The 12364-nt window shown below is 61.0% G+C and carries 12 protein-coding genes; 7 read left to right on the forward strand and 5 right to left on the reverse strand.

Going from position 1 to position 12364, the window contains the following annotated elements:
* The first annotated feature begins 111 nt into the window (after positions 1–111).
* The 4 genes from C1X29_RS05605 to C1X29_RS05620 are packed head-to-tail and all read left to right on the forward strand — an operon-like array spanning position 112 to position 5673.
* A complete protein-coding gene (locus tag C1X29_RS05605; protein WP_064597789.1) occupies positions 112–1275 on the forward strand; it encodes an isovaleryl-CoA dehydrogenase in 1164 nt (387 codons plus the stop codon).
* Between the two features lie 12 nt (positions 1276–1287).
* A complete protein-coding gene (locus tag C1X29_RS05610; RefSeq protein ID WP_102717023.1) occupies positions 1288–2895 on the forward strand; it encodes a carboxyl transferase domain-containing protein in 1608 nt (535 codons plus the stop codon).
* Between the two features lie 13 nt (positions 2896–2908).
* A complete protein-coding gene (locus tag C1X29_RS05615; RefSeq protein ID WP_085745947.1) occupies positions 2909–3724 on the forward strand; it encodes a gamma-carboxygeranoyl-CoA hydratase in 816 nt (271 codons plus the stop codon).
* Positions 3724–5673 (forward strand): acetyl/propionyl/methylcrotonyl-CoA carboxylase subunit alpha, encoded by a 1950-nt coding sequence (locus C1X29_RS05620; RefSeq protein WP_102717024.1) that lies wholly within the window; start codon positions 3724–3726, stop codon positions 5671–5673. Before C1X29_RS05615 ends, C1X29_RS05620 begins: the two co-directional genes overlap by 1 nt.
* A gap of 39 nt (positions 5674–5712) precedes the next feature.
* On the opposite strand, the gene C1X29_RS05625 is transcribed toward C1X29_RS05620, so the two are convergent.
* Entirely contained in the window at positions 5713–6369 is a 657-nt protein-coding gene (locus C1X29_RS05625) for a LexA family transcriptional regulator (protein ID WP_085746264.1), read from the reverse strand.
* Between the two features lie 129 nt (positions 6370–6498).
* On the opposite strand from C1X29_RS05625, the gene C1X29_RS05630 reads away from it, so the two are divergent.
* Positions 6499–6837 (forward strand): DUF3077 domain-containing protein, encoded by a 339-nt coding sequence (locus C1X29_RS05630; RefSeq protein ID WP_102687157.1) that lies wholly within the window; start codon positions 6499–6501, stop codon positions 6835–6837.
* A 163-nt stretch (positions 6838–7000) separates the two neighbouring features.
* Here C1X29_RS05630 and C1X29_RS29160 read toward each other — a convergent pair whose 3' ends face one another.
* Positions 7001–7219, reverse strand: a complete 219-nt coding sequence (locus C1X29_RS29160) for a hypothetical protein (protein WP_146023252.1) — start codon at positions 7217–7219, stop codon at positions 7001–7003.
* Between the two features lie 97 nt (positions 7220–7316).
* On the opposite strand from C1X29_RS29160, the gene C1X29_RS05635 reads away from it, so the two are divergent.
* The gene (locus C1X29_RS05635; protein ID WP_102687156.1) at positions 7317–8468 is read left to right on the forward strand and encodes a M14-type cytosolic carboxypeptidase; all 1152 of its coding nucleotides are present in this window, start codon (positions 7317–7319) and stop codon (positions 8466–8468) included.
* A gap of 146 nt (positions 8469–8614) precedes the next feature.
* Positions 8615–9823: an MFS transporter gene (locus tag C1X29_RS05640; RefSeq protein WP_102717025.1), complete on the forward strand. Its 1209-nt coding sequence runs from the start codon at positions 8615–8617 to the stop codon at positions 9821–9823.
* Between the two features lie 7 nt (positions 9824–9830).
* Here C1X29_RS05640 and C1X29_RS05645 read toward each other — a convergent pair whose 3' ends face one another.
* From C1X29_RS05645 to C1X29_RS05655, 3 genes are all read right to left on the reverse strand, one after another.
* Positions 9831–10376 carry a cytochrome b gene (locus tag C1X29_RS05645; protein WP_011335009.1) on the reverse strand — a complete coding sequence of 182 codons (546 nt, stop codon included), beginning with the start codon at positions 10374–10376 and terminating at the stop codon, positions 9831–9833.
* Entirely contained in the window at positions 10373–11467 is a 1095-nt protein-coding gene (locus C1X29_RS05650; protein WP_102717026.1) for a catalase family peroxidase, read from the reverse strand. Before C1X29_RS05650 ends, C1X29_RS05645 begins: the two co-directional genes overlap by 4 nt.
* Positions 11468–11587: 120 nt before the next feature.
* Complete coding sequence (locus C1X29_RS05655; RefSeq protein WP_102717027.1) at positions 11588–12352, reverse strand: enoyl-CoA hydratase-related protein; 765 nt, start codon at positions 12350–12352, stop codon at positions 11588–11590.
* Between the last annotated feature and the right edge of the window lie 12 nt (positions 12353–12364).

Raw genomic sequence — 12364 nt, forward strand, 5'->3', positions numbered from 1 at the left:
ACGTTAACGTAAAGGGTGATTGACAGCCATTCGTCACAGGTTTACGTTAACGTAAAGGTGAGAACTGAAACGCCCTTCTCCCCACCCTACAAAAAAGCCAAAAGGTGACCCATGAGCTACCCATCCCTGAACTTTGCCCTCGGCGAAACCATCGACATGCTGCGCGATCAGGTTCAGTCCTTTGTCGCCAAGGAGATCGCCCCGCGTGCCGCGCAGATCGACAGCGACAACCTGTTCCCTGCTGATCTGTGGCGCAAGTTCGGCGACATGGGCCTGCTCGGGATCACCGTGCCGGAAGAGTACGGCGGCGCTGGCCTGGGTTACCTGGCGCACGTCGTGGCGATGGAAGAAATCAGCCGCGGCTCCGCTTCCGTGGCGTTGTCCTACGGCGCCCACTCCAACCTCTGCGTTAACCAGATCAACCGCAACGGCAATCACGAACAGAAAACCAAATACCTGCCGAAGCTGATCAGCGGCGAGCACGTCGGCGCTCTGGCGATGAGCGAGCCGAACGCCGGTTCCGACGTGGTCTCGATGAAACTGCGCGCCGATAAACGCGGCGACCGTTTTGTGCTCAACGGCAGCAAGACCTGGATCACCAACGGCCCCGACGCCAACACCTACGTGATCTACGCCAAGACCGACCTGGAAAAAGGTCCGCACGGCATCACCGCGTTCATCGTCGAGCGTGACTGGAAAGGCTTCAGCCGCAGCAACAAGTTCGACAAGCTCGGCATGCGCGGCTCCAACACTTGCGAGCTGTTCTTCGATGACGTCGAAGTACCGGAGGAAAACATCCTCGGCGTGCTCAACGGCGGCGTGAAAGTGCTGATGAGTGGCCTCGATTACGAGCGCGTCGTGCTGTCCGGTGGCCCGACCGGGATCATGCAGTCGTGCATGGACCTGATCGTGCCGTACATCCATGACCGCAAGCAGTTCGGCCAGAGCATCGGCGAGTTCCAGCTGATCCAGGGCAAAGTCGCCGACATGTACACCCAGCTCAACGCTAGCCGCGCCTACCTTTACGCCGTGGCCCAGGCCTGCGAGCGCAACGAAACCACGCGCAAGGACGCCGCCGGCGTGATCCTCTATACCGCCGAACGCGCCACGCAAATGGCTCTGGACGCGATCCAGATTCTCGGCGGTAACGGCTACATCAACGAATTCCCGGCCGGCCGTCTGCTACGTGACGCCAAGCTGTACGAAATCGGTGCCGGTACCAGTGAGATTCGTCGCATGCTGATCGGTCGCGAACTGTTCAACGAAACCCGCTAAACGGAGCTGTCCATGGCTATCCTGCATACCCAGCTCAACCCTCGTTCATCGGAGTTCGCCGCCAACAGCGCAGCGATGCTCGAACAGGTCGACGCCCTGCACACTCTGCTCGCCCAAGTGGCCCAGGGCGGCGGCGCGAAAGCTCAGGAACGGCACACCTCGCGCGGCAAACTGCTGCCGCGTGAGCGGATCAACCGCTTGCTCGATCCGGGCTCGCCGTTTCTGGAAATCAGTCAGTTGGCCGCCCACGCTGTGTATGGCGAAGAAGTGCCGGCCGCTGGCGTGATTGCCGGGATCGGTCGCGTGGAAGGCGTCGAATGCATGATCGTCGCCAACGACGCGACGGTGAAAGGCGGCTCGTACTACCCGCTGACCGTGAAGAAACACCTGCGTGCCCAGACCATCGCCCAGCAAAACCGTCTGCCATGCATTTATCTGGTGGACTCGGGCGGCGCCAACCTGCCGCGTCAGGACGAAGTGTTTCCGGATCGCGAGCACTTCGGGCGGATCTTCTTCAACCAGGCCAACATGAGCGCCATGGGCATTCCGCAGATTGCGGTGGTCATGGGCTCGTGCACCGCCGGCGGCGCTTACGTGCCGGCGATGGCCGACGAAGCGATCATGGTGCGCAATCAGGCGACGATCTTCCTCGCCGGCCCGCCCTTGGTGAAAGCCGCGACCGGTGAAGTGGTCAGCGCCGAAGATCTCGGCGGGGCCGATGTGCACTGCAGGATTTCCGGGGTCGCCGACCATTACGCCGAAAGCGATGAGCACGCCCTCGCCCTCGCCCGCCGCAGCGTCGCCAACCTCAACTGGCGCAAGCTTGGCGAAGTGCAGCAGCGCACGCCGATTGCGCCGCTGTACGCCAGCGATGAGTTGTACGGCGTGGTTTCGGCGGACGCCAAGCAGCCGTTCGATGTGCGCGAAGTTATTGCGCGACTGGTCGACGGTTCGGTGTTCGATGAATTCAAGGCTTTGTTCGGTACGACGCTGGTGTGCGGTTTCGCTCATCTGCATGGCTACCCGATCGCGATCCTCGCCAACAACGGCATCCTGTTCGCCGAAGCCGCGCAGAAAGGCGCGCACTTCATCGAACTGGCCTGCCAGCGCGGGATTCCGCTGCTGTTTCTGCAGAACATCACAGGCTTCATGGTCGGCCAGAAATATGAGGCCGGCGGCATCGCCAAACACGGCGCCAAACTGGTGACCGCCGTGGCGTGCGCCAAGGTGCCGAAATTCACCGTGATCATCGGCGGCAGCTTCGGCGCCGGTAACTACGGCATGTGCGGGCGGGCCTACGATCCGCGCTTCCTGTGGATGTGGCCGAACGCGCGGATCGGCGTGATGGGCGCCGAACAGGCGGCCGGCGTACTGGTCCAGGTCAAGCGCGAGCAGGCCGAACGCAGCGGCCAGGCGTTCAGCGCCGAGCAGGAAAGCGAGATCAAACAGCCGATCCTCGACCAGTATGAAGAGCAGGGTCACCCCTACTACTCCAGCGCACGGCTATGGGACGACGGTGTCATCGACCCGGCGCAGACCCGCGATGTGCTGGCCCTGGCCTTGTCCGCGTCGTTGAACGCGCCTATCGAACCGAGCCGCTTCGGCGTGTTCCGGATGTGATCGGGAGATCCCTATGAGCGACTTCAACACCCTCGAATTGCACAGCGATCCACGGGGTTTCGCAACCCTGTGGCTGAGCCGCGAAGAAAAGAACAACGCGTTCAACGCCGAGATGATCCGCGAACTGATCCTGGCGCTGGACAAGGTCGCCAGCGATGCCAGCCTGCGCTTTTTACTGGTACGCGGACGCGGCAAACACTTCAGCGCTGGCGCGGATCTGGCCTGGATGCAGCAATCGGCCGAACTCGATTACCACACCAACCTCGACGACGCCCGGGAACTGGCGGAGCTGATGTACAACCTCGCCAAACTGAAAATCCCGACCGTGGCCGTGGTGCAAGGCGCGGCGTTCGGCGGCGCGCTGGGTCTGATCAGTTGCTGCGACATGGCGATTGGCGCCGATGACGCGCAGTTCTGTCTGTCGGAAGTGCGCATTGGCTTGGCGCCGGCGGTGATCAGCCCGTTCGTGGTGCAGGCCATCGGCGAACGCGCGGCGCGGCGTTATGCGCTGACGGCTGAGCGATTCGGCGGGCAGCGGGCGCGGGAAATCGGTTTGTTATCGGAAAGCTATCCGGCAACCGAACTTGAACAGAAAGTCGAGCAATGGATCGACAACCTCCTGCTCAACAGCCCCGCCGCCATGCGCGCCAGCAAGGATCTGCTGCGTGAGGTCGGCAACGGCGCGCTGACCCCGGCCCTGCGCCGTTACACCGAGAACGCCATCGCCCGCATCCGTGTCAGCCCGGAAGGCCAGGAAGGTCTGCGGGCGTTTTTGCAGAAACGTCCACCGAGCTGGCAAGCCGCAACCACCACCAAGGAGCCGCGTTGATGAGCGCACCTGTTCTCACCACCCTGCTGGTGGCCAACCGTGGCGAAATCGCTTGCCGGGTCATGCGTACCGCCAAGGCGCTGGGCCTGACCACCGTCGCCGTGCACAGCGCCACCGACCGTGAAGCGCGGCACAGCCGTGAAGCGGATATCCGCGTCGATCTGGGCGGCAGCAAAGCGGCCGACAGCTATCTGCAAATCGATAAATTGATCGCAGCGGCCAAGGCCAGCGGCGCTCAGGCGATTCATCCGGGTTATGGCTTTCTGTCGGAGAACGCTGGTTTTGCTCGCGCCATTGAAGCCGCCGGCCTGATTTTCCTTGGCCCGCCCGCCTCGGCCATCGACGCGATGGGCAGCAAATCCGCCGCCAAGGCCCTGATGGAAACTGCTGGCGTGCCGCTGGTTCCGGGATATCACGGCGAAGCTCAGGATCTGGACACCTTCCGCGATGCTTGCGAGCGCATTGGTTATCCAGTGCTGCTCAAGGCCACCGCTGGCGGTGGCGGTAAAGGTATGAAAGTTGTCGAGGACGTCAGCCAGTTGGCTGAAGCGCTGGCCTCGGCCCAGCGTGAAGCGCAGTCATCGTTCGGCGATTCGCGGATGCTGGTGGAAAAATACCTGCTCAAGCCGCGCCACGTGGAAATCCAGGTATTCGCCGATCAGCATGGCAATTGCCTGTACCTGAACGAGCGCGACTGCTCGATCCAGCGCCGGCACCAGAAAGTTGTTGAGGAGGCGCCGGCACCGGGGCTGAGTCCGGAGCTGCGTCGTGCGATGGGCGAAGCGGCCGTGCGTTCGGCGCAGGCCATCGGTTACGTCGGCGCTGGCACAGTGGAGTTTTTGCTGGACGCTCGCGGCGAGTTCTTCTTTATGGAGATGAACACGCGGTTGCAGGTCGAGCACCCGGTGACCGAAGCCATCACCGGGCTCGATCTGGTGGCCTGGCAGATTCGTGTCGCCCGTGGCGAAGCGCTGCCGATCACTCAGGATCAGGTGCCGTTGAACGGGCATGCAATTGAGGTTCGGCTGTACGCGGAAGATCCTTCGAATGATTTCCTGCCGGCGACCGGGCGTCTGGATCTGTATCGCGAATCCGCCGCAGGGCCGGGGCGCCGTGTGGACAGCGGCGTTGAGGAAGGCGATGAGATTTCGCCGTTCTATGACCCGATGCTCGGCAAGCTGATTGCCTGGGGCGAGGACCGTGAACAGGCGCGTTTGCGGCTGCTGAGCATGCTCGATGAGTTCGCGATTGGCGGGCTGAAGACCAACATCAACTTCCTGCGGCGGATCATTGGTCATCCGGCGTTTGCGGCGGCGGAGCTGGATACTGGGTTCATTCCGCGCTATCAGGAGCAACTGCTTCCAGCGCCTGCGGCGCTGAGCGATGAGTTCTGGAGTGTGGCGGCGCAGGCTTTTGCGCAGAGTCTGCCGGGGATGGCTCGGGCAGATGATCCGGCCTCTCCTTGGGCGCTTCACAGCGGTTTGCGCGCCGGGTTGCCACGTGAAATTACTCTGCATCTGAGCTGCGAGGGGCAGGATCGGGCGTTGACGCTCGGTGCTGGCGGCAGTGCAAAACTGATCGGCGAGCAACTGATACTCGAGCACGACGGGCTGCGTCGACAGCTGCGGGCGATTCGTCGTGAAGAGGTGCTATTTCTGCAATGGGACGGCGAGTTGCGACGCGTTGAAACGTATGACCCGATCAGCGCTGTCGAAGCCAGTCACAGCCATCAGGGTGGTCTGACGGCGCCGATGAACGGCAGCATCGTCCGAGTGTTGGTGGAGGCCGGGCAAGCGGTTGAAGCCGGTGCGCAACTGGTGGTGCTAGAAGCGATGAAGATGGAGCACAGCATCCGCGCGCCCCACGCCGGGGTGATCAAGGCGCTGTATTGCCAGGAAGGCGAAATGGTCAGCGAAGGCAGCGCACTGGTCGAACTGGAAGAAGCTTGAAAGATGGATCGATCCTACGCCTGGCGAGGATCGATCTGACTAGTATTTGGCCGTTGCCTGAACCACGACGCCGATAATTCGGCACTCGTCGGTCAACAAGGCTTTCGGCCAGGTCGGATTGAGCGGCACCAGGTAACGCTGGCCGCCCTCTTCGATCAGTTTGCGGAAAATCGCCTCGTCGCTGTCAGGCCACTGGGCGATCACCAGTTTTCCGGGCTCGGCTTCCAGCGCCGGGTCCACCAGAATCATCATCCCTTCGCCGATGCTCTGCCCCGTGGGCGCAGTCATCGCATTCCCCATCACGGTAAGCCAGAACGCCGGGCCACGGGCGTGGTAATCCGTCAGTTCGAAACGCCGCTTGTCCTTGGCACTCGAATACGCTGGCTGGCTCTCACGGGCCTCGACCGGCGCATTCCACTCGCTGACCGGGTAGCGAAAGTAAGGGTTGTACTTCTGCGCCAGAGGCATTTCGTCATCCGCATCGATCTGCGGTTCGCGAATCACCACCGCGACCTCGAGATACTCCATGCCCAGCGCTTTCAGCACGCGGTTCATCTGCGTGATGCCGGGCTCGCGGCGCTTGTTCAGCCAATGGCCGATACCGCCCTGAGACATGCCGACGCGCTCGCCGAGCTCGACTTGAGTGACGTTGAGTTCACTCATTTTGGCCTTGACCAACTCAATCCATTTATCCATGTGCGGCACCATACGTGGACGCCTGCGGCCGGCAAAACACATATTGTAGTATTTAAATTCTGGTCACAAATACTGATAGTACTATGCTTGAGTCACGGATTTGAATCGACCAAGGAGTGACCTTTCACCATGAATATCACCAGCAAAGACTTGCCCGACCTGCAAATGGACACCACCTTCACGTCCCCGCAAGGGTGCGCCGCTGCGCAACGGGCGTTGGACTATTACTTGAAACCAGCTGTGTCAGAACCGGAAGTGGATGAGCGCTTTTTCGGCGTAAACAGCAATCTGAGCGGCGAAGAATCCCTGGTCCACGCCTCCGATCTGCTGCGATGTGCAGCAGCGACGGCGTTCAAGGCGGCGGACGGCCTGCAGGGCGTCAATCGGGATCTGGCGTTTTCGGTCGTGCACATGGTGGACATGGCGCGGGCGATGGTTGATCACTCGCTCGATGGCGCAGTTCGCTGAACACGGGAGTTCGGACGGACGGGAAAGAATTTTCCAATCGCGCAGATAAAAACATTTGACTTGCAAATGATAATGATTATTATTGCAAGCAACTGGTCGCGAGATCAGTCGATGGACCAGAGACCTTAGGTCGGTCTTCTGGACTATCTCCTCATCAGGCTAATCACGGTTTTTGACCCGGCTTTTTGCCGGGTCTTTTTTTTGCCAGTTTTCTGGCTTGTGGCTTCAGGCTAATGAAGTCTTTGGATGCCGCAAATTCGATGGCGCGGATAATATCAAAAGAATATTGCTTGGCAAGCGGACCCCGGCCACATTGGGGCAAAGTAACGCCAATTAGCACTTGAGAATCAATCGCACAGCCACTAAGCTGCATCCGCGTCACGGAAGACGCCCCCCGCCGCAACCCGCAATTTCCCTCGGTTTCACCCCTGTCTTGCGTGTAAAGTAGCCGCCATAAAAATCATATTCAGGAACCGATTATGACCGTGGCCAAATCTTCGTTCGACATCAGCGCCAACTTCGACAGCGGCAACATCCAAGTCATCGACATCAGCAATCCGCTCAACCCGGTTCTGGCAATTCGGCCAGATACCCGCAGCGCTCATTTCCAGTGGTTCCACTTCAAGGCCAGCGGCCTGCATGTTCATCAGGAACACTGGTTCCGCCTGGTCAACGCCAGCCAGTCTTCCTACAACAAAGCCTGGACCGGCTATCAGGCGGTCGCTTCCTACGACCACGTCAACTGGTTCCGTATCCCGACTCAATTCGAAGGCGACAGCCTGCGCTTCTGCCTCGAAGCCGAGCAGACCCACGCCTGGTTCGCCTATTTCGAACCTTACAGCCGTGGCCGTCATGACTGGCTGATCGAGCAAGCACTGACCAAGGCCGGCACCGAACTGCTGGCCACCGGCAAAAGCGTCGAAGGCCGCGACATCCAGTTGCTGCGCAAAGGCACTGGCGCCGAAGGTCGCCGCAAGATCTGGATCATCGCCCAGCAGCATCCCGGCGAGCACATGGCCGAGTGGTTCATGGAAGGCGTGATCGAACGCCTGGAGCATCATGACGATCCGGTACTGAACAAACTGCTGGCCAGCGCCGATTTGTACCTGGTGCCGAACATGAACCCGGACGGCGCCTTCCACGGTCACCTGCGCACCAATGCCATGGGCCAGGACCTGAACCGCGCCTGGCAGAACGCCAGTCAGGAAGTCAGCCCCGAAGTACTTTTCGTACAACAGCAGATGGAAAAGTACGGCGTCGATCTGTTCCTCGACGTACACGGAGACGAAGAAATCCCCCACGTGTTCACTGCCGGTTGCGAAGGCAACCCGGGTTACACCCCGCGCCTGGAGAAGCTCGAAGAGCACTTCCGCAGCCACCTGAAGCACACCACCAAAGATTTCCAGACCAAGTACGGCTACACCCGCGACGAACCGGGTCAGGCCAACATGACCCTGGCTTGCAACAGCGTCGGCCAGAAGTTCGACTGCCTGTCGCTGACCCTGGAAATGCCATTCAAGGATCACGATGACGCGCCGAACCCGCTCACCGGCTGGTCGGGCAAACGCTCGAAGCAACTGGGCAAAGACGTGCTGACCACCATCGCAGACATGGTCGACACTTTGCGCTAATCCCCTCGGATTTTCGCTTCACGAAAGATCGCAGCCTGTCTGCGATCTTTTTTTTGCGACGACTTTTACCCAATCAGGTTGCAAATCAAAACTGGATTACTTACCGTCAATCAAGTTTCAACTTGAAACCTGAAAGGATCCGGGACATGAACACTGCAACACTCGATAAAGGTGTCGTACTGCTTTTCGCCATCGCTTGCGGCCTCGCGGTGGGCAACGTGTATTACGCCCAGCCGCTGCTGGATGCGATGGCCGACGCCTTCGGCCTGTCGCCGGGCAGCATCGGTATCGTCATGACGCTGACCCAGGTCGGTTACGGCCTCGGGCTGTTATTGCTCGTGCCCCTCGGCGACATGCTCAACCGCCGCCGGTTGATCGTCACGCAAACGCTGTTGTCCGCCGCTGCCTTGCTGATGATCGCTCTGGCCTCGAACAGCGCCTGGCTACTGATCGGCGTCACCCTGACCGGCCTGCTGGCCGTGGTCACCCAGGTGCTGGTCGCCTACGCCGCTACCCTGGCCGTCCCGGCACAACGCGGAAAGGTTGTGGGCGTGATCACCAGCGGTATCGTCGTCGGCATTTTGCTCGCGCGAACGGTGGCTGGGGGGATGGCTGATCTGGCCGGCTGGCGCTCGATCTATCTGCTGTCGGCGGGGTTGACGCTGGTGATGGCCGCGCTGCTGTTTCGGGTGTTACCCAAAGATGAAGACGCACGATCGACCACGCGTTACGTGGCACTGATCGCCTCAGTGTTCAGCCTCTTTCGTGAGGAACCGGTGCTGCGCCAACGAGCAATCCTCGCCCTGCTCACCTTCGCCAGCGCCATGGTGTTGTGGACGCCGATGGTGTTGCCGCTGGCCGCCCCGCCGCTGTCACTTTCCCACAGTGAAATCGGATTGTTCGGACTCGCTGGCGCGGCAGGCGCACTGGCCGCGGCCAGAGCCGGACATCTGGCGGATCGAGGATTGGGGCAATGGGTCAGCGGCCTGTCGCTGCTGCTGATGCTGGGCTCGTGGCTGCCAATCGCACTTACCCAAACTTCGTTATGGGCACTGCTGCTTGGCGTCATCACCCTGGATCTGGGCTTGCAGGCCGTGCACGTCACCAGCCAGAGCATGATCTACAGCGTCCGCCCAGAGGCACAGAGCCGACTGACTGCCGGCTACATGCTGTTTTACTCGATTGGCAGCGCCTTGGGCTCAATCGCCTCGACGGCCATGTACGCCTGGGCAGGATGGCCGGGCGTGTGCTGGCTGGGTGCCGCAATCAACACGGTCGCGCTGCTTTATTGGTGGAGCACCGTGGCCAAACAGAAACGTGGCGAGGCTGCTTGCGCCCTCGCCACGTCGGACTGACACACGATCAACCGCGATTGCGTCCCCGCAGCATGCTGTCGAGCACCTCGTCGCGGCGCACCCAGCCATGGAACAGCGCCGCCGCCAAATGCAGCAGCACGGTCAGGAACAGCAGATACGCCAGATACCCGTGAGCCTTGCGCAGCAACGCAAATACCTGCGCATCCGCCGGCACGATCGACGGCAATTGCAGCGACGTGCCAAGCATCACCGGATCCCCCGCCGCGCTGATCATCGCCCAGCCCAGCAGTGGCAACACCAACATCAGCGCATACAACAACAGATGAGAAGCCTTGGCCGCCATCACCTGCCAGCCCGGCAGATCCGCCGGCAGCGGCGGCTGACGGGTGCCGAGCCGCACCAGAATGCGCACGATCACCAAAGCGAGTATCGCGATGCCCAATGGTTTGTGCAGATTGATCAACCATTCATGCCGCGCCGACACCGAGGTCACCATGCCGGCGCCGATGAACAACATCGCGATGATCATCAACGCCATCAGCCAGTGCAGCAACCGCGCCAGCGGATTGAAATGAGTCGGTTGCGTGCTCATGGGCGAGCCTCCTTTTTGCCGGTTGGCAGTTGGCTGACTTCGCTGGTGCGACGCAGGTAGGAATCGGCGTAACCGGCCGAACGCGCGGCCAGCAACGGATCGTCGGAACCCTGAATGCCGGCCGGCAGCACCAGCGGATCGTAGTTGATGTCACGGCATTCGCCGCTGAGTTGCGGCTGGGTCTTTTCCAGCACCAGGGTGCCGGCGTTCAACACCTTGCGACCGGCGGGCCAGGTCTTGCTCGCATCGTTCACCGGATCGTCGGCGTTGGCCAAGGTGATGTTCAACTGAAAGCGCAGCGGCCCTTCGGCCAGGCGCTGCACCAGATCCTTCTCAAGGAAATCGCTACCTTCGGGCGCAGTCGCACCGGCAGCATCCTGGGCCAGAGGCGTCATGCTCCAGCGCACTGCTTGCTTCTTGCCGCTGGCATCCACCAGATAGAACGCGTTGACGCTGTTGTAGGTTTCCGTCGCGTAACTGGCCGAGGGTTTGGCGGTTTTTATCCAGGTCAGAAACGGCACGGCTTCCGGGTGTGAGGCAAAAAATGCCGGCACTTTGGTCGGATCCGGTTTACCGGTGGCAGGATCCGGCGATTGCGCCTGCTGCAACTGATAGAACGCCTCGGGCGTGCCGACCGGGAACACCGGCATGCTGTTCATCCCGGTGCGCCACTGCTGGCCGTTTGCCTGAGTGAAACGCAGCGCCAGACTGCGGATCGGTACGGCGCTGTCCGGCGCATACGGACTGCCGGCCGGCAACGCAAAGCGCCCGACCACCGGCGTGCGCGGCTCATTGAACACTTGCGCGACAGAATACGCGCGAGCCTCGCCGCTGCTCTCGAAATGTCCGATCACGCAAACACCTTTGGCGTGATTGCGGCGAAAGCCGGGATGCACACCGTTGTTCTTTTCCAGCACATCGACCAACGCTTTTGGCGTCAGGCGTTGTGGGTCAAATGAACCATGGACGTAGGCAAACGCCCCGGCCAGGGCTGCGACCACCACGGCGATTCCGCCAAGACGCAACACCAGGTTCGCGGCACTCAGTGGCGGGCGTTGAGGCCCGCCGGGCGGTGAGCTGCGATCAACCATGAAAGACTCCAGGGCCATCGGCCATAGGGAAAGGTGCTATGAGACGCACGCCTCGTAGGATTATTCCCTCTGAACTGTAGTTTCTTTCATGGAGTGGCGTCGGAGTCCAATCGCGGCCGGCTAAATCTGATCGAAACGCGGCTCGCGTTTTTCCAGAAACGCCTGCATGCCCTCCTTCTGTCCAGGTGTCGCGAACAGGCCGTGAAACGAGCGTCGTTCAAACAGAATGCCCTCGCGCAATCCCGACTCTGACGCCCGGTCCACCGCTTCCCGGGCAGCCCGTGTCGCCGTGCGGGGAAATCCGCCGATGCGCTGTGCAATGTCCATGGCCTGCTCCAACAGGTGATCGGCGTCTGTCACCCGCGACACCAACCCTGCCTGCTCGGCCTCACGGGCGGACATGGTGCGACCGGTCAGTATCATGTCCATGGCTTTGGCGCGGCCAATCAACCGGGTCAGGCGTTGCGTACCGCCCATGCCCGGCATCACGCCCAGAGTGATTTCCGGCAATGCGAACTTCGCGGACTCGGCCGCCACGATCACGTCGCACATCATTGCCAATTCACAGCCTCCTCCGAATGCGAAGCCCGCCACCGCCGCGACTTTTGGCGTGCGCAGAGCGGCAAACGCATCCCAGCCGGCGAAATGGTCTTCCTTGATCATTTCCAGGCAGGACTTTTCGTACATCTCCTTGATGTCGGCTCCGGCAGCGAAATAATCCCGGGTACCGGTGATGAGGAAACATCCGACACCCGGATCACTGTCCAGCGGTTGCAAGGCCTCCAGCAATTCGCGCATCAGTGATGTATCCAGCGCATTTCGTGCGTGCGGGCGGTTGAGGCGGATCAGTACCACGGGGCCGTGTCGTTCAATCAATAGGTTCATCGCAATCTCTTT

Source organism: Pseudomonas sp. GW456-12-10-14-LB2 (assembly GCF_002884345.1).
Taxonomy (GTDB): Bacteria; Pseudomonadota; Gammaproteobacteria; order Pseudomonadales; family Pseudomonadaceae; genus Aquipseudomonas; species Aquipseudomonas paraglycinae.

Bases quoted from the DNA above. Each gene is read 5' to 3' on its own strand.
- C1X29_RS05615 (WP_085745947.1), top strand. From the start codon at position 2,909: ATGAGCGACTTCAACACCCTCGAATTGCACAGCGATCCACGGGGTTTC.
- C1X29_RS05650 (WP_102717026.1), bottom strand. From the start codon at position 11,467: ATGGTTGATCGCAGCTCACCGCCCGGCGGGCCTCAACGCCCGCCACTG.
- C1X29_RS05630 (WP_102687157.1), top strand. From the start codon at position 6,499: ATGAATATCACCAGCAAAGACTTGCCCGACCTGCAAATGGACACCACC.
- C1X29_RS05610 (WP_102717023.1), top strand. From the start codon at position 1,288: ATGGCTATCCTGCATACCCAGCTCAACCCTCGTTCATCGGAGTTCGCC.
- C1X29_RS05640 (WP_102717025.1), top strand. From the start codon at position 8,615: ATGAACACTGCAACACTCGATAAAGGTGTCGTACTGCTTTTCGCCATC.
- C1X29_RS05635 (WP_102687156.1), top strand. From the start codon at position 7,317: ATGACCGTGGCCAAATCTTCGTTCGACATCAGCGCCAACTTCGACAGC.
- C1X29_RS05655 (WP_102717027.1), bottom strand. From the start codon at position 12,352: ATGAACCTATTGATTGAACGACACGGCCCCGTGGTACTGATCCGCCTC.
- C1X29_RS05645 (WP_011335009.1), bottom strand. From the start codon at position 10,376: ATGAGCACGCAACCGACTCATTTCAATCCGCTGGCGCGGTTGCTGCAC.
- C1X29_RS05605 (WP_064597789.1), top strand. From the start codon at position 112: ATGAGCTACCCATCCCTGAACTTTGCCCTCGGCGAAACCATCGACATG.
- C1X29_RS05625 (WP_085746264.1), bottom strand. From the start codon at position 6,369: ATGGATAAATGGATTGAGTTGGTCAAGGCCAAAATGAGTGAACTCAAC.
- C1X29_RS05620 (WP_102717024.1), top strand. From the start codon at position 3,724: ATGAGCGCACCTGTTCTCACCACCCTGCTGGTGGCCAACCGTGGCGAA.